The following is a 19,936-nucleotide window of genomic DNA, read 5'->3' on the forward strand; positions in this document are numbered from 1 at the left end:
TCTCCTTTTATCCCCTGATCAATTTCATATTGCCGAATGAGGAGAGCTGGGGGGATAATACCACGCCCGTTCCGGCCTGACTGAATGATAATATTTTCTGTACTTTCTTACTGGCCGTTTCTATGCGCCAGCTTTTATAGGCTTCCGTGATGAGCAGCAGTTCATCTTTATATCCTGTGATCCTTTCCAGTTCCTGCTGTTGTTGCTGTGTAACGGAAGCCAATACCAGTCTGTCTGCTATCGAATTACAGAAATGGTTGCAGGTTTCCAGCCAATCGAGAAAGGCAATCTCGAGCCCGTTCTGGTGGGCCAGTTCCAGCACAATGGCATCCAGCCCCCTGCCTCCTCCCGGACCTTCACTCACGTGAACGATCACCATGCCGCTGTTGGGATCGCCATTGAAACTTCTGAACCGGTGATAGAGCACGGCCAGCAGTTTACCGGGAAATGATTTGGGTGGCTGCAAGTGCACATTGTCTTTTTTCAGCACCACCTCCGTTCCGCTGGTATGTGCAATCAGGACCTGCATCTCAGGGTTGGTCACGGAGCGCAGGATCTGGTCCCAGTGCAGGCTTTCATTAAGCACCCTGCTGATGGCGGCATTGATACTTAATGAAGCGGTGGTCTGCTTTCCGTTTGAGTTCCTTTCGCAGATGGTGAAGAGTGCATCCTGCCGGTTAAAGCGGAGGACTTCTTCATGCTGATCACCGGTCACTGCCAGGATCCTTCCATTGAACAGCCCTTGAATATTAGCTTTCTGAATGCACCAGGCAGGTAGTGCACGCAGCAATGGACCGGTTCCGAACTGCAGTATTCTTTCCGGCAGTTCAAACAAGGATGCGTTGGGTACAGCAATGGCTGTGGACCGGATCTTTTTGAGGTTGCGCCTGTTCAGCGCAAATGGTATCGGCTTTTTCCCACTCATGGTTTCCCTCCTCTCTGCCTCAGTTCCATCTCCGCTGCGCATTTGATGAATGCGCCGATCCCTTTCGGGTCATTGGTGATCACAGGCTCTTTGATGTAATAATCATAACTGCCGTCGCGATAAGGATTGCCGCCCAGTCCGGATACCGCCACGGTCCCTTTCAGGTTGATCCCTCCGTTATTGTCTTTTTCAATGAACTCTTTGATGATACCCTCAAAACCTTTCTGTGCGGCCTTTTCATAAACTGCTGGCAGGTATTTCATTCTCACACCTTTTGCCAGCGTGTAAGTGATCATGGCGCTGGCAGATGCTTCATGGTAATTGCCCGGGGCATTCTTTTTATCCGTCACATCCCACCAGGTGCCGCTGGAGGGGTCCTGATAATTAACAACTGCTTTGGCATAACGGTTCAGTATGCCGGTAATGGAATCCCTGCCCGGGTGATCAGCCGGGAAATAATCCAGCGCATCCACCATGGCCATGCCATACCAGCCGAGGGCCCGGCTCCAGAAATTGGGCGACTGCCCTGTTTTTTTGTTGGCCCATCGTTGCTCGCGGCTCTCGTCCCATCCGTGGTAGAGCAATCCTGTTTTCTTGTCCCGGCCGTATTGCTCCATCAGTACAAACTGGCGGGTGATATCATTGAAGTCTTCAGGTTCATTGAAGAGTTTTGCATACTGTGCATAAAAGGGTTGTCCCATGTACAGGCCATCCAGCCACATCTGCCAGGGGTAGATCTTTTTGTGCCAGAAGCCACCTGACTTGGTGCGTGGATGATGGCGCAACTGGTCTCTCAGCAATGCAGCTGCTTTTTTGTATTTCTCACTGCCTGTCTGCTCATAGAGGAAGAGGATATTCTTCCCGTTGTTCAGGTGATCGATATTGAACTCATCCTTCCTGTATCCTTTGATATTACCGCTGCCATCCACATAAAAATCGATCAGCCTCTTGATATAATTGAAATATTCCTGTTGCTGGTTCTGCTGCCAGACAGCTTCCACGCCTTTCAGCACCACGCCCATATCGTACCGCCATTTGGCTGTTTTATCGTTCTCCAGTGCAAAGGAATCTTTATAAATGTTCATGGCCGTCCGGCTCATCTTTTCTCCCCAGGTATCAGCTTCGGCCTGCGAAGATTGCCATCTGATATTCTGCAGCACAATGCCACTGGTATCAACAGCTTCCAGGTATTTGTTGGAGACCAGGTTCATATTCATGAGTGCGATATTCTTTACAGGCATTTCCGGGAGACCGCGCAGGAAGATGGCTTTAGCCGCTCCGTTCACCACAACATTATTGATGGCGATATTCTGAAATACAGGCGTGCCTTCATTTACAGGCAACAATTCTGCTTTAGGAGCTTCGCGTTTTTCACCGGCCAGGGGCACTGGGTCTTTTGCCATATAATACATATCAAAGAGAATGGCTTCGCCTGCAATATCGCGCATAGTGATATCCGTTATATAAATATTCTCTACTACGCCGCCGCGGCCGCGGGCTGATTTGAAGCGAAGCCCGATATCGGTTCCGATGAAAGTACAGTTGCTGACGTAGATATTCTTTACGCCACCGCTCATTTCGCTGCCTACAACAAACCCTCCATGGGCGTGATACACCACGCAGTTGCGGATGATCATATCCTGTGTTGGGATGCCGCGTTTCCTGCCGGCCTCGTCCCTGCCGCTCTTCATGCAGAGGGCATCATCCCCCACATCGAAGACAGAGTTTTCGATCAGTACATTTTTGCAGCTCTCTACATCGATGCCATCCCCGTTCTGTGCGTACCAGGGATTGCGCACGGTGATATCGCGAACGGTGATATGCTCGCTCATCAGCGGGTGCATACACCAGGCGGGTGAGTTCTGTATGATCACACCTTCCAGCAGAATACGTTTACAATTGGTGAGCACCAATAAATTGGGACGAAGAAAATCTTTGATGCTGTTATAAAACTCAGGTGTCTTGCCAGGCTCGATCACCCCGGGATTCTTCATGGCCGCACCTTTAAATGCTTTGATACTGGGATACCAGGTACGTTTGTCGTCACTAAGCATTCCTCCGGAACTGACCAGGCTTTTCCACTGGCTTTCCGTTAGTTTATCCCGCTTCACCATGCGCCAGGCATCACCACCGCCATCAATGATCCCCTTTCCGGTGATGGCAATATTCTGCTGGCCTGTAGCTGAAAGGGGGCTTTGATTGCGCATTTGCGGAAGCCCTTCCCAGTTCCCTTCCACCAGTGGGTACTGATCGAAGTCGGATGTAAACTGCAATAATGCATTCTGTTGCAGATGGAGATTTACATTGCTCTTCAGTGTTACGGGACCTGTCATCCAGAGACCGGCCGGGATCACCACTACGCCACCGCCTTTGGCTGCAACAGCATCGATGGCGCTGTTGATGGCTTTGGTGTTCAGGCTATGCCCATCGGCCTTAGCGCCATACGCAGTGATATATACCGTATCCTTCGGGAAGCTGGCAGCCTGTATTACAGGAAATTCCTGCCCCTGCACCATTCCTCCACCGGCCAGTATCAACAGTATCAGCGTTACAAATCTTGTTTTCATTTAGTAATTCCTTTTTTGGGGTAAGCGTTTTCGTTTGGATGCACCCTGAACCAATCATACTGCGCATATCCGGCATCGTTAGCAGAGGATTCCCGGGTGCAATAGATGCCTACTTTTGCTCCCACCCATTTACCTGGCCGGGCGGTGAAACTCGTTTCTATCTTTTTGAAATTGATTCCATCGGTGCTGTAACTGAACCGGCAAACGGCTTTCAGCCCCACTTCCACGCGGAGGAAACAGTCTTTTGCAGTCAGCAGTCCAAGATCAGTTTCCACAGGAGCTTTTCTTTTGTCTGCATCTTCACAAACGATATGTGCGATATGAATTCCACCGGGTCTGGCCTGCAGTTCGATAGCTGTATAACTCAGGCCCATGATCACAAGACCAGTCTTTTCTTTCAGAGGTTTTGCGGAAGGATTAAAACTGAGTTTGGTAGTTACCACGAAAGCCTCTGCCGGAAATTTCTGCAGCAATAAATTGGGAAGGTCCCAGTAGTTCTTTGCACTGTCAGGTTGCTGAACGGAATACAAACGCAGTCCGCCTTTCTCAGCATCCGGGAAACACCAGGTGGCGCGGGGATTCGCCTGCCACTGCCATTGCAGCCCCAGGGACGATTCATTGAATTCATCACCATCCGGCGGCGTCAGTTTTCTGACAGCGCCGGAAAAAGCAGGTTTCCGGTGACTGGCAACAGGCTCGCCTTTTCCATCTTTATCATTGTCCTTTCCGATCACAGGCCAATCGTTGACCCATTGCATGGGTTGCAGGTGTACAATGCGGCCGTAGGCATCCTTGTCCTGGAAATGAAGGAACCAGTCATGCCCTTTCACATCATCCACCCAGGCTCCCTGGTGTGGTCCGTTCACGGTTGACTTTCCCTGATCCATCACAACCTTCCTTTCGTATGGGCCGTAAATATTTTTAGAACGAAGTGCCAGCTGCCAGCCCGTTGAGACACCACCCGCGGGGGCGAAAATATAGTAGTAGCCATTGCGCTTGTAGAACTTGGGGCCTTCGATAGTAGGATCTGATTCATGACCATCATATACCAGTCTTCCTGCATCCAGTGTTTTTGTTCCTTCGGCATTCATCTTCTTTACCACCAGGATGCTTTTGATGCCAGCGCGACTACCGGCATAAGCATGCACCAGGTAGACCTGTCCATCATCATCCCAGAGCGGACAGGGATCGATCAATCCTTTACCAGCTTCCACCATTACGGGCTCCGACCAGGGACCGGAAGGATGTTTTGCTTTTACCAGGTAGATCCCGAAATCAGGATCGGGGTAATAGATATAGAATTCATTGTTATGATACCGGATAGCAGGCGCCCAGACGCCATTTCCATGCTGTGGCTTACTGAATACATCAAATGGTGGCTGCATGGGTAAGGCATGCCCGATCAGCTGCCAGTTCACCAGGTCTCTCGAATGCAGAATAGGCAAGCCTGGCACTGCATTGAAGCTGGAGCTGGTCATATAATAATCTTCTCCAACCCGAACGGCATCAGGGTCCGAGTAATCTGCATGAAGTACCGGATTGTAATAATCCCCATGCCCTCCTTCTCCCCAGTGCACGCGGGAACTCCCGCTGGTATCAGCGATCTGTGCAAGCGCCGCAAAGGGCAAAGCCATCAATACTACAATCAGGGCGTTCTTCATTTTGTCTGAGTTATCTTCCAATCTCCGAAAATATTCTCCCATGTAAAAGCGGCTGCTTCTTCCTTTGTCAGCTGATGGCTCCAGGCCACGCGCTTTCCGGAAGCCGCGCCGGGCCCGCTGTTATTGTATTCTGCATAATAACTTGTTTTTTCTGCATCCGGCTTGTTCCAGTTATGCCAGCCTTCAGGCTTGATCAGATCACCCAGCACGCACTCAATGAAGGCGGTTTTTGCGAAGGGCCTCCAGGGTCTGCCCAGGTAATAGGTTCCGGGAGCAGCATCTCCATCTATCTTACAACGGAAGAACACATAGCCGAACTTTTTTCCTTCGGGAGTGGAAGCGGCCGTCACATAACCTCCCTTCTTGCAATAAATATGGCAACCGGTGAACACAGCGGTGGATGAACCGAAGATAAAATCCACGGTGCCTTCGATATAACAGTTCTCATAAAGCTGTCTGCTTTCATGGCCATATGTATACAGGGTATCCTGGAAACCAAGAAAGCGGCAATTGATGAATCGCGTGCGGTCTCCGCCCGCAAATACGGCTACTGCCTGCCCTACAGGTCCGGAGCTATTCTCAAACGTCAGGTTCTCGGCAGTAAAATCCTTTCCATAGAGATAGAAACTCGCGGAACCGGAAGTACCTACTTCTTCCCCGAAGACATTCTTCTTACTGGCATAATCATCCCAGGTAAGAATGGTACTATCCTTGCTCTCGCCGATCATATGCACGAAGCTCTTTGAATCGGCCAGCACCAGCTTCTCCTTGTACACACCTTTCTTTATAAAAATAGTGGTCACATTCTTACGCATGTCAGGAACGGCATCGATAGCTTCCTGGATGGTTTTGAAATTCCCTGATCCATCTTTAGCCACAATGAAATCATATTTTTTTGGCTGCGCTTTTACTGCAACACAGCTGACAAAAAATATAACAGGCAGGAATATTCGAAATATCAATCTCATATCAGTTATTTTTCCGGGTTCCAGGTACCGAGTATTTTTTCAATGGTGAACTGCTTTGTTTCATCCGCTGTCAGCTGTTTGCTCCAGGGTACGCGTGCAGCGGGATTGGCGCCGGGGCCGCTGCTGTTATACTCAGCGTAACGGGCCGTAGCTTCATTGCTTTGCCGTTTCCAGTTATTCCAGCCTTCGGGCAGGATATGTTGGCCCAGCCAGCAATCGATATAAGTGACACTGGCTGTAGGGCTCCAGGGCCTGCCGAGTGACACCTTATTAACGGCGCTGTCTGAAGTGAGTTTGCAATTGAAGAATACAAAGCCGTATGGAATGATGCTATTGGTGCTGGCGGCGGTAACATGACTGTTCTTTTTGCTATGAATAGCACAATCTTTGAACACAGCAGTGGCTGCTCCAAAAATAAAATCTGTAGTGCCTTCGATATAACAATCCCTGAAATAATGCTTCACACCGGAGCCGCTGAGAAAGAGCACATCCTGGAAGCCCAGCATGCGGCAGTTCCGGAAGGCAGCACGATTCCCTTCCACCCGCAGCGCTACTGCCTGACCCGCATTGAATCCTGCATTGTTCTGAAAACTGATATTCTCTGCCGTGAAATCATCGGCATACACAAAGAAAGAAGCGCAGGTCCAGGTATTGAGCGTATCTCCATTCTCCAGGCGTGTTCCCGCATGGTTATCGAAAGTGAGAATGGTCTTTTGCTTATCTTCTCCCCTAAGTGTGATATTTGACTTACTGGCGTCCACCACAATCCTTTCTTTATAAATTCCATTCTTCACATAGATGATTGTTTTCTCTTTGTTATGGGAAGGCACAGCATCCAGGGCAGCCTGCACTGATCTGTATTTGCCCGATCCATCGGTGGCAACCACCAGCTTTTTCTGCGCAGCGGCTATCTGCGCCATCAACAATATTATTGCACCCAGTAGGATCTGCCTCATGCTTACTTTATTTTGGATATTACGATGCGCGAAGCCAGTTCCGGCTCCAGCGTTTTCAGGTCCTGCAATACCAGTTGCGCTACCAGCCTGGCCCCGAGTTCACTGAAATGTGTATTATCATTTCTTCCGTCCGGATAGTTGGGATGTTCGCCGGCATTGAGTTGCAGGAATAACCATTTTGAATGCTCTTCTCCGAACTGCTGGTAGAGCGCACGGCTTTTTGTATCCAGGTCAATCAATGGTACCTGTTGTGCCTGTGCCGTTTCCTTCACCAGCGCAGAATAGATCTCATGCGTTGGAATGGCATTACCTGTAGTATCAAAACGTCGGCGCGATACCGGCGTGATCAGGATTGGTTTTCCGCCCTTCTTGCGGGTTTCACTGATGAACCTTGTGAGGTTTGTTCTGTATTCATCGGGTGTGGTGTACCTGTCTGTTTTTTCTTTGGCTTCATCATTATGACCGAACTGGATCAGTACATAGTCTCCGGCTTTCACATCATCGATCAGTTGCTGCCATAATCCTTCGGATATGAAGGTACGCGTGCTTCTTCCATTCTTTGCGCGGTTGCTCACCGAGACCGTTGTATCGAAGAAATACACGAAGGGCATGCCCCAGCCTGTTTCCGGGAATACCTTCGGCTCTTTGATGGCGATGGTGCTATCCCCTGCCAGGAAGATGGTGATCTTCTTTTTTTCCTGTTGGAGCGAGAAGGCCATCAGCAGGAATACGCAGGGCAACAATAATTTTCGTGCTCGCATGCTATTTACTTTTCACCAGTTGATTGAGGTATATTTCTATATTGGTAAATTGCCTGTCCAATGTGTTCAATACAGCATCCTTAGGGTCCGCAGGATCAAGTTTATTCATTTTTTCCCATTCATCCGGCATCCCATCTCCATCTGTATCCAATGGTGCAGGCAATGATCTCAGTTCGGGCCACCCCCCTACATCGGTCTGCGAATTGATGATACCGTTTTTCTCCGGGCCATCATTCATTTTCCCATTCCTGATGCCTTCGATGATCCTGGTGTCAACGGCATCGCGGTGCAGGCTTGCTCCTGCATGCTCCAGTACCAGTTTGAACGCAGCAGTGGCGGATTGTTCTTCAATGGGAACAAAAGGAACAGGCTGATCCGTTCTGGCATCTTCCCAATGATTGCCCTGTACCCCACCGGCCCAGTTGTTTTCTGAAATCGCGGGGAATCCTTTTACAAAATTACCCGTGACATAGAATTTTCCACTGGGGGTATCAGCAGGATTGACGATCCTGTTGGCAACAGTTTTGCGGGTAGCCGGGCCCGCCTCGTAATAATTGTTCACCATATTGTGGTTGCCGCCCTCTCCCCCATATGAGCTGTTGAAGCTCCAGTTCACAATGGCATTATTCCTGAAATCGACAGCCTCTGGCTTCTCTGTTTCCAGAAAGCGCTGCCCGTTGAAACGTGGATTGCGGCTGGTATTATGGGCCAGCAAATTGTGGTGAAAAGTGGCGCTTTTACCGCCCCAGATGCCGCCATAACCATGTGCTCCCTTGAAATGCACGCTCTGGTGCAGGCTCTCCGCAATGATGCACCATTGCATGGTGAAATGCTCATTGTTATAAAAAGAGGCATTCTCGTCCACCGCCCAGCTCATGGAGCAATGATCGATAATGATGTCTTTGTGCCCGGTTCCATTGAACGAATCATCCGCCTGTCTGGTCATATCTCCCAAACGGAAACGCAGATAACGTACGATCACGTTGTCTGCGGAAATACTGGTAACATAGTTTTTAAGGCAGATACCATCACCGGGCGCTGATTGCCCGGCGATGGTGACGTTGCCATATCTGATCTTAAGGGGTGATTTCAGTGCTATCGTTCCCGAAACCGTGAAGAGGATGGTGCGTGGTACTTTCTCATCGATGGCGGCGCGCAGGCTGCCCGGCCCGTCATCTTCCAGGTTGGTGACCAGGATCACTTTCCCTCCCCTGCCGCCGCTGGTGAATTTCCCGTATCCTTCAGCACCGGGAAAAGCCAGCACCTGCTTTCCCGGCCGTGCTGATCCTTCGGCCGGCCGCTGCGCCCTGCAACTGATCACAGTTGCAAGGCAGCAGAGCGTGTATATCGTTTTCCTCACATGGTACTTCATCATTATCTTCAATTAAGCATCAACGTTAGTAACCCGGATTCTGCCCCAGTTTACCCTGGTATGAATCCAGCGTAGCCTGGTCGAATGGAAAGAGCTCGCTCTTGTTGGGCGAAAAGAAATAAGCAATGGCATCGATATAGTGTACAGTGGATGTTCCTACGTTCAGGGTATTGTTTGTTCTGATAATATCCTGCCGCCAGTTCACGGATGTAAATCCGGAAGGCGCCGGTGTAACCACGGGTTTGTACAAAGATCCGAAAATGGTATACTCTTCCCCGCTGTTCCTGTAATAGATCAGCGTAGGCACATTTGCATATTTACCGTTGCCGGCCTGGAGATCACGCAGGTCTGTGCGGATCTGACCGGTAGTGGGATTCAGTTTTGCGTTGATCAGGTTCCAGCGGATAAGATCGTATTTGCGGATCCCTTCGCCGCCGAACTCCAGCAGTCGCTCGTTCACAATTGCATCGAAGAAGCCTGCCTTATCAACCGGTGTGGTGCCGATCTTATCCGTATTGCCCCTGTAGGCGCGCTTGCGCACCTCTTCAAAGGCACTGATGGCCTCAGCAGTAGGCGCGCCGTTGATCTCATTCACCGCTTCTGCATACATCAGCAATACATCGGAGAAGCGGATGAAGCTCCAGTTGTACCCTACGTTGAGTGCGGAGCCGGGCAGCAGCGGATTGCGCCAGTCCCTCCTGTACTTTCCATTGGTAACGGATGTGAGGGCCTGCGGCCTTTTCACGTTGGTAGACTGTACCTGGTAAATACCGAAAGTAGCTTCAAGCCTGGTATCTACAGAATCAAATGCATAGAAATAGGTTGGCAGAGCAGTGATACCGCCGCCACCGGGACCATATCGGGAGGCAGCATCCGTACGCACGCCGTCATAGTTGGCCATGCGACTGTCCGAGTTACTGTTTCCTCCGCCTGCTCCCGCTTCAAAGATGATCTCTCCCTGCGGATCGTATGCAAAGGAGCTGAGGGTTTTCCAGATACTGGTGAAGTTGGGGTTCAGGTCGTGCTGATCTCTCCTGGCCATGATATCGGCACACTCATCGCGGGCGATCTTGTAGAAGTCGAGATAGTCTGCGCGGCGCTCCATGGTCTTCGTTTCATTGCGAAGCGAATAACCACCGCGGAACAGGGCCAGTTTGGCCCGCAGGGCCTTGGCGGCACCTTTGGTGATGCGTTCATTCCTGGCCACTTCTGTACGCCAGGGAAGCATGTCGATGGCAGTCTTCAGGTCTGCTATCAGTTTATCGTACGTGGAATCTCTGTTGGCGCGTGGCACATACAGGTCAGTCCGTTTATAGGCAGGCTCCATCGGTGCAGGTACATCGCCCCAGTTCCTGATAAGCTCATAGAGGAATTGTGCGCGTAAAGTAAGCGCTTCCGCATGCAGCCTTCTAAGGTCTCTTTTCTCCGCATCAGTACCTGTATTATATTGTTTCATCAGCGGGATCTGCTCAATGCAGAGGTTCGCTTTTTCAACACCACGGTAGAGTTGCAGGAAGGGGTTGCGGATCTCACTGTTGGAGAAAAGCAGCTGGTACCTTCCGATGCCACGGCGTCCGTTATCCAGACCACCTGAGGTCATGAAATCATCAGAGTCGTAAGGATAATACAGGTTGATACGGATCCCGTATCCGTTATCTCCCATCAGCTCATCGTACACACCGATCAGGGCGGTGGTGGCATTGGACACATCGGAGAATGCCTGACCAAGATCGGATTGTGAAACCGGCTTCACGTCCATGTATTTCTTACATCCACCAGCCAGCGTGATGACGGCCAGCAGCAGGTGCAATACCTTGAAGTGATAAAATCGGGTTTTCATATAAAAAGCAGTTTAATAGTATTAAAAAGTTAAGTTCAGTCCGAATACCCAGGTGGTGGCGCGGGGATAAGCCGCAAAGTCTACACCAGGTGTGAGCGGATCCGATCTCCTGGCCGTAACCTCCGGATCATAACCAGTGTAGTTGGTCCAGGTATACAGGTTATTAACAGTAGCGTATACCCGAAGATTAGAGATATACGCTTTGGTGGTAAGACGTTTCGGCAGCGTATACCCCAGGGTGATATTGTTCACTCTCAGGAATGATCCGTCTTCGATGGCATAAGAAGTGAGGAAGAAACGGTTGGCATTGTTGGGTGTCCAGATCTTTGCATTGGTATTCATTTTCGCCAGTTCATTGGGATCTGTCACCAGGTTACCGTTGTCATCGATATTCCTCCAGCGGTCTTTCATTACGGACAGCATGTTGAGGTGCGGGAAGCTGCCGTCAGTCCATTCGATCTTATTGGCATTGTACACATCATTCCCAACCACAAAGTTCACGAATACGCTGAGGTCCCAGTTCTTGTAAGAGAACTGGTTGTTCCAGCCGCCGGTGAATTTGGGGTTGGCATTGCCGATGACTACACGGTCACTGTCGCTGGTGATCCTTCCATCTCCATTGATATCTTTGATGCGCATGGTGCCAGGCCTTACCAGACCGGTGATGGCATTGGGATTGGGAACACCTGCTTTGAGCGTGTAAGCGCCTGTACCGCTATTGTAATCGAAGTCGGATACCTGGAACATACCGTCAGTCACATATCCGTACATCAGTCCGATGGGATCTCCCACTCTCACGAGATAATCATCGGCGCCATCAGACCCCTGCCAGCCGGCACTGCGTGTCTGCTGTTTGAGGCCACCCAGGTTCTCCACCCTGTTCTTGTTGAAAGAGATATTGAAACTGGAGTTCCAGTTGAAATCCTTGCGTTGTACAGGAATGGCATTGATCTGGAATTCCCATCCCCTGTTGGAAGTGGAGCCGACATTCTGCAATTGGAAAGGATAACCATTGGTTGGAGGAATGGCTACGGAGAGCAGGAGGTCATTTCCTTTATTATGATAATAGTCGGCAGAGAACTGGATGCGGTTGTTCACAAAACCCAGGTCGAGACCCACACTTCTTGAAATTGTTTTTTCCCATTTCAGGTCCTCGTTGGCCAGGGCCGACGGAGCAAAACCGGGAAGGATGCTGTGATTGAGCGCATACTCACCCGTTACACCATAAAGTTGCAGGTACAGCAGGTCTCCTATACGGTTGTTGCCGGCAATACCGTAACCTGCGCGGATCTTGGCATCTGTAAGCCAGCTGATATTGCTGAACCATGTTTCCTCGATGAAGCGGTAAGCGATGGAGCCAGAAGGGAAGATGAGCAGGCCATTGTCATACTTGAATTTGCTGGACCTGTCTGCCCGCATGGTGAACTGTGCGATCACTTTGTTGTTCCAGTCGTAACTGGCCCTTCCGAACAGCGAGAAGATCCTGCTGGGTGGCGTTTCATTGCTCACGTTCCTGGGTTGCTGGAATCCGGAGGGAGGTGAACCAAGTCCCATATTGGCAAGCGCTTTATCGGCTGAGATATCAGCCGGAAAGAACCTGGTCTCCATGGTATTTGACTTTGCCTTTGTTTCATAGATCTCCTGTCCAACCAGGATATCGATAGCATGATCTCCGAACTTGGGCAGCGTATACTGTAATGTGTTTGAGATATTGAAAGTGGTTGAATTCTGCTGATCTATTCTGGCAACCGGCAGTGAAGCATTGTTGCGGGCTGTATTGGTGATCTTGCTCCAGAAGAGATCGGTGCGCATATTATTGTTATCATATCCAAGCGTTGATCTGAATGCGAGGTTCTTCAGGAGGTTGAACTGGAAATAGCCACTGAGGTTAACCGCTTTTGTGAACTGTTTGCGGTACTCGGCCTGTGTCATCAGAACGGGATTGGTCTGGTTGGCAGCGTTCCTGTAAAGCTCGTCATCAAATACGTCTATGCCCGGAGAGGTGGCCGTTTCGAAGGGCCTGTACTGGATGGCATTACGAAGGCGGTTAGTGGTACGTGTTCCGCTGTTGGTGGTACCTGCGCCGCTGACGATCTGGTCCTGGTAACGGGCGGTCAGACCGATCTTTACCTTATTGGACACTTTATGGTCCAGTTTGAAGTTCACCAGTTTCCTGTCGAATCCGCTTTCCAGCAGGATCCCATCTTCTGTATTGCTGGTCAGACTGAGGTTGAATGTTGTTTTCTCGTTACCTCCACTTACAGAAACGTTGTGGTTCTGGTAACCGGCCTTTCTGCCGAACACTTCTTCCTGCCAGTCGATTCCCTTGATATTCTTGTACACATTCAGTGTATCCCAGGTAGAACCATAGTTGCGGTTGAAGCTGGTATCACCGATGAGTTTATTTCTTTCATATTGCCACATCACAAAATCGTAGGGATTGAGCACGTCCATTTTTTTGGAGATCTCCCTCCATCCGAATGAGCCGTTGTAGGAAACATTGGTCTTGCCTACCCTCCCAGATTTGGTGGTGATGATCACAACGCCGTTGGCGCCACGTGCGCCATAGATGGCGGTGGTAGCGGCATCTTTCAGTACATCGATGCTGGCGATATCCTGTGGCGCGATATAAGAGAGCGCATTTTCCACCTGGATACCATCCACGATGTAGATGGGTGAATTATCCTGTGTGATGGAGCCGCCTCCGCGGATGCGGATCAGTACATCAGCGCCGGGCGCACCTTCCGTGGTAGTTACCTGCACACCGGCAAGGCGGCCGGCGAGGGCTTCTGCAGCGGAAGAAAGCGGCACATCTCTGAGTTGCTTTGAGTTCACGGAAGAAACGGAGCCTGTGAGGTTCCTTCTGCGGACAGTACCGTAACCGATCACCACAACGTCTTCCAGTTCGGTAGCAGTCCGTCTGAGTTGAACGTTGATGGTGCGGCCGGCTTCCACACTCACTACCTGTGAGGCGTAACCGAGTGCTGATACATTCAGCGATAATTTTTTAGGGGCATTGGCAGGGACGTTCAGAACGAACTCCCCCTGAGCATTTGTTTTGGTTCCGGCAGCAGTACCGGAGAGGCTTACAGAAACATCCGTTAACGCAGTGCCGGTACTGTCGTCAGTGACCCGGCCTTTGATCTGAGCAGTCTGCGCCAAAGAAATGATCTGCATCCCTGTTACCAGGAGCAACAGCAGAGAAAGGTGCTTCATATGGCTTTTTTTATATTGAGCAAACGTAAATAAACAGTCAGTATTTAACTGTATAAGTGTCCGTTATACAGTTATTTCTCTCTTCAATGCTAGTCAGATATTTCTTAATAATCCGGGGCTTTCCGCATTTTATTTACGCAATCGTTCCCGGCAACGATGCCAGTTGCTGGCCTGGGGCGGGAGACGGATAACTTACTAACTTACCAGTGGCTAAAAAGTGTATATTTAGCCTCTGTAAAACTGATTGCAACGCATCCCGACCGATTATGAAATTTGAAGCAGTAACTATAAAAGATATCGCCAGGGCACTGGGATTAAGCACCTCAACGGTATCCAGGGCGTTGCGTGACAGTTATGAGATCAGCCAGGAGACCAAGCAGCTGGTACTTGACTGTGCGGAAAAGCTCAATTACCAGCCCAATCCCATTGCGCTCAGCCTGAAAGAGAAAAGAAGCCGCTCCATCGGGGTAGTGGTTTGCGAAGTGGCCAATAATTTCTTCTCCCAGATCATCAATGGCATCGAGTCCATCTCCTACAGCAAGGGATATAATGTGATCATTTCCCAGAGTCATGAAAGCTACGAACGGGAAGTGATAGATCTGCGGTATCTCTCGTCCCGGTCCGTGGATGGCCTGCTGATCTCCGTTTCCACCGAGACAAATGATTACAGCCATATCAGGGCCCTCCATGAGCGCGGCCTGCCGATCGTATTCTTCGACCGGATCACGGAAGAGATCAAAACGCATAGCGTTATTGTGGACAATTTCAAGGGTGCCTATGAGGCCACGGAACATCTGGTGAAGAATGGCTACCGCCGGATTGCGGCCATTGCCAATTCTGAGTTCCTCAGCATCACCAGCGAAAGGCTGGGCGGCTACCGCGAAGCCCTGGTAAAGAACGGCCTCAAGCCCAGCGACACCTATATCAAACATTGCTTCTATGGCGGCATGATCTTCTCCGAGATCGAGGATGCGGTTAACCGCCTCTTCACCCTGAAACAAAGACCTGATGCCATTTTTGCGACCAGTGACAAGCTCACCACAGGTTTACTCAAAACGTTCAGGAGGCGTGGTATCCGCGTTCCGGAAGATATTGCCGTGGTGGGGTTTTCCAATACGGATATTGCAGAACTGCTCAATCCCTCCCTCACCGTGATCCGCCAACCTGCTTACGAGATCGGCCAGGCTGCCACCGAGCTGCTGCTGCAGCTCATCGAAAGCAAGCGACCGGTGAAGCAGTTAGAAAAGAGAGTGCTCTCGCCTCAGTTGCTCATCGGAGATTCCTCCGCTCCAAAAAAGAAGTTGAAATAACGCCAATGACTATACGCAGGCTGCACCAATCGCCCGCCTCCCGGCGAGTGATCTATATTTGTTCGCCTCCGGCGAACACCGTGTCAACAGAGGCAACAGAGTAAAAGTCACTCGCCGGGAGGCGAGCGACTGCCCCCTGTTTCGCAAAAAATCTTTAGTTTGCGCTAATGAAATTCACTGCATTCATTGTTGAAGATGAAACACGCAGCCGCGAGCTCCTGCAGAACCTGCTGGAGGAATATTGTCCTGCCTTACAGGTGGTTGGCAGCGCCTCTTCTGTGGAAGAAGCGATAAAAGCCATTCACCTGACGAAACCGCAGGTGCTTTTCCTGGACATAGAGCTGCATCCCGGCACCGGCTTCGATATCCTGCAAAGAACGGCTGAGATCCACTTCCAGGTGATCTTCACCACGGCTTATGATCATTATGCCATCAAGGCTATCAAATTCAGTGCACTGGATTACCTGCTTAAACCCATCGACGTGCAGGAACTGCAATCTGCGGTGCAAAGGGCCATTCAACAACTGAGCCATCACCAACCGCAGCAATCTTTGCAATTATTATTACAGAACCTGGTAAAAAAGCAACAGGACTATACCATCAGTCTGTCAACCGCTGAGGGGCTTGAATTTATACCTGTTGCTGCTGTACTCCGGCTGGAAGCCAATGGAGCTTACACCATTTTTCATCTGAAGGATGGGCGTACCATCATGGTGAGCCGGAACTTAAAGGAATATGAAAACCTGCTGGGCGAACATGGGTTCTTCCGCATTCAGAACTCTCATATAGTGAACCTGAAGGAAGTAAAGAAATACCTCAGGACCGACGGAGGTTATGCTGTAATGAATGATGACACACAGCTGGCCATCTCACCCAAAAAGAAGGAAGCCTTTCTGCAATTACTTTCAGCCCGGGCGCTGTAATTTCCGTTAACTCAAATCCCCCATCCATTAAAGGGTACCTCATGGGCCTGCTGGAGCTGTCTATTTTGCGGCTCAATTAAACAGGTGCTATGAAAAAGTTATACACTCTATTCTTTCTACTGCTTACCCTGATGGTTGCAGAAGCTGACGCACAGGGCATTTACCAGTTCTGGGGCGCAACGCCGCTTGGCGGGGACAACGATCAGGGCGTGCTGTTCTCTGCCAGATTTGATGGCACGGGTATTACAACCAGGAAAACTTTTGAATTAGAAACGCCATTTGCCTATGGCAGTGGATTTACCGCCTATAATGGCAAGTTCTACCGGGTCAACGCGTTCTTCGGCTTTCTGGGAAAAGGGGGCATCACAGAGTATGATCCGGCCGCCAATACCATCACTAAAAAAGCCGACTTCTCAACCATAACCAAGGCAGGCTTTTCAACTGACCTTACTGTTGTGGGAAATAAAATGTACGGTGTGATGAAGCCGCCTTCCAATGACGGCAGTACCGCCCAATTGTACGAGTTCGATCCGGCTTCAGGAGCCCTGACCGTTCTTTTCCATTTTGCTGATTTCGTCAGTTCCTCTACCATGTCGAACCTCACTTACTACAATGGTAAACTGTATGGCTGGTCAGACAGAGGAGGCAACAACAATGACGGCCTCATCTATTCTTTTGATCTCACCAACTATCATCCGGCAGGGCTCATTTCATTTGATGCTGCGGCGGGTAAGGTGATCACTACAGACCTTCTGGTGTACAACAACAAACTTTACGGATCGGGGGATCATATGATGGAATTCGATCCTTCCAACAATAACTTCATCATCAAAAACACACTGGCCAATGTAACGGGTATACCGTCTTCCACCAATCTCACACTTTATAATAATAAGATCTATGGCTTCACAAAGGACGATGTAAATAATGACTTTGGCAGGATCTATGAGTATGATCCGGCACTGAACACAACCGTCAACAAAGCCACGTTCACCACTGTAGGTGGAAGCGGCCCCGGCAGTGCTGTGGTGGTGTACAATAACAGGTTTTACGGAAGTGCAACCGGAGGTGCTAACGGAAAGGGCGTTATGTATGAATACAATCCGGCTACCAATACCATACTCGACAAGGGAAGTTTTGGAGGCATGCTGGGAGCAACAACCACAGGCGATTTTGCAATACTCGGCGGTAAGATCTATGGCAATTGCCAGAGTGGAGGGAAACATGATCACGGAACTATATTCGAATATACACCGGCCAGCAGCAGCCTGGTAAAAAAACTTGATCTGGGTAACGGCTTCTACAAGCCCACAGGCAGGCATGTATATCACCTTGGAAAGATCTATGGTCTGGCCCAGGAAGCCGGCAATAACGGAAGAGGCGGGATCTATTCCTACGATCTGGCAACCGGCCAGTTCGCCATCCGCTACCATATGCAACCTGCTACAGGCGCAACTATCCCGGACAATCACCTGATGCTTTACAACAACCGAATTTATGGTGTTGCCTTCGGAGAACCGGATGGAAGTACCGGTGTTCTTTTTGAATTCAATCCCAATAATGATCAGTATACGGTCAGACATACATTTTCCACAACCACAGGCAGTGGCCCGGTTGGCCTTCCTACTGTATACAATGGCAAACTGTATGGCACCACACACCGTGGAGGGAATACAGACAATGGAGTTATTTACGAGTATGACCTGGCGAGCAGTACCTATGCAGTAAAGGTGCATTTAGGCCCCAGCTTCGGAACAAAACCAAGAAGCCAGATGACGCTTTATAAGAACAGGCTGTATGGCTGCACCACTTATGGCGGTAATTCCGACGGCGGCACCTTATTCGAGTACAACCCTGACGCCAATGGTTATATCGTGCGATATCATTTTGATGTGAACAGCGGGAATCACAGCTCCAATAACCTGACGGTGCTGAACGACAAGCTATATGGAATGGCCAACCAGGGCGGCAACGGGATTGGCCTCCAGGGCTCTCTTTTCAGTTACGATCCGGCAAGTTTCACCTTCAGCAAATTGCATACTTTCAAGCACCCGGACAATTATATGCCTTTCAACAGTCTCACAGTGCTCAACAACAAGCTATATGGAATGACCAAATGGGGAGGTGATGCAGGAGATGATGGTGGCAGCCTCTTCGAATACAATCCGGTAACTGCCCAGTTCACCAATAAAGCCAGCTTCACAGGATTGAACGGACGTCATCCGCAAAGCGGGCAATTGTTAAGTCTTCCCGCCCTGGTTGCACCAGGCACACCCGGCTCCTGCGTACCCGTAGCCACCACCAGTATCATGGCAGCCAATGCCAATGAATGGGTGGCATTTACGGATGAAGCAGGCAATGCCGTGGCAGAGATCAATGCCAACGGTAATGTACTGGGGAATGTAAGCATCAGTTTCTATACGCATAATGGTGAAACGAGGAAGGATGCGGCGGGCAGGTTGTACCTGGACCGCAATATCACCATCAATGTGGACCAACAGCCTGCCACACCGGTGAGCCTTCGCCTGTATGTCCGCACAGCGGAGTTCAACAAGCTGAAAGCCACTGCAGGCTCAGGTATCAATAACCACACGGATATCACGCTTTTCAAGAACGAGGAAGCCTGCGCGGAAAAGGTTACCGCCAATGCCTTCCCTGTCAGCAGCACAGCGGCATTCTGGGGGCTGGATTATGTGTATACTCTTCAGGTGAGCAGCTTCTCTTCTTTTTACTTTGCCAGCAAGGCATACACTGCCTTACCGGTAAAGCTGGAATATTTCAAAGGTTCTGTAAAAACGGATCACAACCTGTTGCAATGGAAAGGATCCTGTACCAATGATGTGAACTTCTCTGTTGAAAGAAGCACGGACGGGGTCCATTTCACGGCTATTGGACTGGCAATGGCCACGCAGGCGGATTGCAGTCTTCCTTTCCAGTTCAAGGATGAACACCCTGTTGCAGGAAAGGCCTGGTACAGGTTGCAGATGCAGGAGCCGAATGTTGCACCGGAGTATTCATCCATCATCGAGTTGAACCGTTCTGTACCTGGTAGCCTGGAAGTGAGGGTACTGCCTAACCCGGTGAGAGGACCGGTGATGACGGTGGAGGTATCGGCGCCTGCAAAATCAAACTACCGGTTATCAATATACGATATGCAGGGCAGAAGCCTGTTTCAGAGGAATATAGCAGTACAGAAAGGAGTTCAGCAGTTAACAGTGGATATTGCAGGAATCCCCGCGGGGATGTATCAACTGATATTGCAGGATGAGAAGGGCCGGCAGAGCAGCAGGTTTGTAAAACAATAAACAATATCACAACTCCCAAAAGGTGATTGAATAATATTGCAGGAACAAACAAAAAAGCACAGCGTAATAGTATGATAAAATAACGATCCCCGGCGATTTGCCGGGGATTGTTATTTTATCCCAATTGGAGGA

General features: G+C 50.0%; 12 protein-coding genes. 3 read left to right on the forward strand and 9 right to left on the reverse strand.

What is annotated here, in order from left to right; all coding sequences use genetic code 11:
* Positions 1-7 precede the first annotated feature (7 nt).
* The 9 genes from ACTHMC_RS20270 to ACTHMC_RS20310 are packed head-to-tail and all read right to left on the reverse strand — an operon-like array spanning position 8 to position 14,266.
* Positions 8-925: a hypothetical protein gene (locus ACTHMC_RS20270; protein ID WP_440415876.1), complete on the reverse strand. Its 918-nt coding sequence runs from the start codon at positions 923-925 to the stop codon at positions 8-10.
* Positions 922-3,492 carry a glycoside hydrolase family 88 protein gene (locus ACTHMC_RS20275; RefSeq protein ID WP_440415877.1) on the reverse strand — a complete coding sequence of 857 codons (2,571 nt, stop codon included), beginning with the start codon at positions 3,490-3,492 and terminating at the stop codon, positions 922-924. Before ACTHMC_RS20275 ends, ACTHMC_RS20270 begins: the two co-directional genes overlap by 4 nt.
* Positions 3,489-5,153, reverse strand: a complete 1,665-nt coding sequence (locus tag ACTHMC_RS20280) for a glycoside hydrolase family 43 protein (RefSeq protein WP_440415878.1) — start codon at positions 5,151-5,153, stop codon at positions 3,489-3,491. The genes ACTHMC_RS20275 and ACTHMC_RS20280 overlap by 4 nt, the downstream gene beginning before the upstream one ends.
* A complete protein-coding gene (locus ACTHMC_RS20285; RefSeq protein ID WP_440415880.1) occupies positions 5,150-6,121 on the reverse strand; it encodes a pectinesterase family protein in 972 nt (323 codons plus the stop codon). Before ACTHMC_RS20285 ends, ACTHMC_RS20280 begins: the two co-directional genes overlap by 4 nt.
* Before the next feature lie 5 nt (positions 6,122-6,126).
* On the reverse strand, positions 6,127-7,077 hold the full coding sequence (locus ACTHMC_RS20290; protein WP_440415881.1) for a pectinesterase family protein: 951 nt from the start codon (positions 7,075-7,077) through the stop codon (positions 6,127-6,129).
* A gap of 2 nt (positions 7,078-7,079) precedes the next feature.
* Positions 7,080-7,838, reverse strand: a complete 759-nt coding sequence (locus ACTHMC_RS20295) for a rhamnogalacturonan acetylesterase (RefSeq protein WP_440415883.1) — start codon at positions 7,836-7,838, stop codon at positions 7,080-7,082.
* 1 nt (position 7,839) lies between these two features.
* On the reverse strand, positions 7,840-9,213 hold the full coding sequence (locus ACTHMC_RS20300) for a pectate lyase (protein WP_440415885.1): 1,374 nt from the start codon (positions 9,211-9,213) through the stop codon (positions 7,840-7,842).
* A gap of 22 nt (positions 9,214-9,235) precedes the next feature.
* Positions 9,236-11,050 (reverse strand): RagB/SusD family nutrient uptake outer membrane protein, encoded by a 1,815-nt coding sequence (locus ACTHMC_RS20305; RefSeq protein ID WP_440415886.1) that lies wholly within the window; start codon positions 11,048-11,050, stop codon positions 9,236-9,238.
* A gap of 21 nt (positions 11,051-11,071) precedes the next feature.
* Positions 11,072-14,266, reverse strand: coding sequence for a SusC/RagA family TonB-linked outer membrane protein (locus ACTHMC_RS20310; RefSeq protein WP_440415887.1), 3,195 nt, complete (start codon positions 14,264-14,266; stop codon positions 11,072-11,074).
* A gap of 266 nt (positions 14,267-14,532) precedes the next feature.
* Between ACTHMC_RS20310 and ACTHMC_RS20315 the strand changes: the two genes are divergently transcribed.
* The 3 genes from ACTHMC_RS20315 (at position 14,533) to ACTHMC_RS20325 (ending at position 19,804) form a co-directional block, all read left to right on the forward strand.
* A complete protein-coding gene (locus ACTHMC_RS20315) occupies positions 14,533-15,576 on the forward strand; it encodes a LacI family DNA-binding transcriptional regulator (protein WP_440415888.1) in 1,044 nt (347 codons plus the stop codon).
* A gap of 167 nt (positions 15,577-15,743) precedes the next feature.
* Positions 15,744-16,499 carry a LytR/AlgR family response regulator transcription factor gene (locus tag ACTHMC_RS20320; protein WP_440415889.1) on the forward strand — a complete coding sequence of 252 codons (756 nt, stop codon included), beginning with the start codon at positions 15,744-15,746 and terminating at the stop codon, positions 16,497-16,499.
* 89 nt (positions 16,500-16,588) lie between these two features.
* The gene (locus ACTHMC_RS20325) at positions 16,589-19,804 is read left to right on the forward strand and encodes a choice-of-anchor tandem repeat GloVer-containing protein (RefSeq protein WP_440415891.1); all 3,216 of its coding nucleotides are present in this window, start codon (positions 16,589-16,591) and stop codon (positions 19,802-19,804) included.
* Positions 19,805-19,936 lie beyond the last annotated feature (132 nt).

Source organism: Pseudobacter sp. (genome assembly GCF_051955275.1).
Classification (GTDB): domain Bacteria; phylum Bacteroidota; class Bacteroidia; order Chitinophagales; family Chitinophagaceae; genus Pseudobacter.

Coding starts and splice junctions, on each gene's coding strand:
- ACTHMC_RS20270 (WP_440415876.1), bottom strand. CDS start 925: ATGAGTGGGAAAAAGCCGATACCATTTGCGCTGAACAGGCGCAACCTC.
- ACTHMC_RS20275 (WP_440415877.1), bottom strand. CDS start 3,492: ATGAAAACAAGATTTGTAACGCTGATACTGTTGATACTGGCCGGTGGA.
- ACTHMC_RS20280 (WP_440415878.1), bottom strand. CDS start 5,153: ATGAAGAACGCCCTGATTGTAGTATTGATGGCTTTGCCCTTTGCGGCG.
- ACTHMC_RS20285 (WP_440415880.1), bottom strand. CDS start 6,121: ATGAGATTGATATTTCGAATATTCCTGCCTGTTATATTTTTTGTCAGC.
- ACTHMC_RS20290 (WP_440415881.1), bottom strand. CDS start 7,077: ATGAGGCAGATCCTACTGGGTGCAATAATATTGTTGATGGCGCAGATA.
- ACTHMC_RS20295 (WP_440415883.1), bottom strand. CDS start 7,838: ATGCGAGCACGAAAATTATTGTTGCCCTGCGTATTCCTGCTGATGGCC.
- ACTHMC_RS20300 (WP_440415885.1), bottom strand. CDS start 9,213: ATGATGAAGTACCATGTGAGGAAAACGATATACACGCTCTGCTGCCTT.
- ACTHMC_RS20305 (WP_440415886.1), bottom strand. CDS start 11,050: ATGAAAACCCGATTTTATCACTTCAAGGTATTGCACCTGCTGCTGGCC.
- ACTHMC_RS20310 (WP_440415887.1), bottom strand. CDS start 14,266: ATGAAGCACCTTTCTCTGCTGTTGCTCCTGGTAACAGGGATGCAGATC.
- ACTHMC_RS20315 (WP_440415888.1), top strand. CDS start 14,533: ATGAAATTTGAAGCAGTAACTATAAAAGATATCGCCAGGGCACTGGGA.
- ACTHMC_RS20320 (WP_440415889.1), top strand. CDS start 15,744: ATGAAATTCACTGCATTCATTGTTGAAGATGAAACACGCAGCCGCGAG.
- ACTHMC_RS20325 (WP_440415891.1), top strand. CDS start 16,589: ATGAAAAAGTTATACACTCTATTCTTTCTACTGCTTACCCTGATGGTT.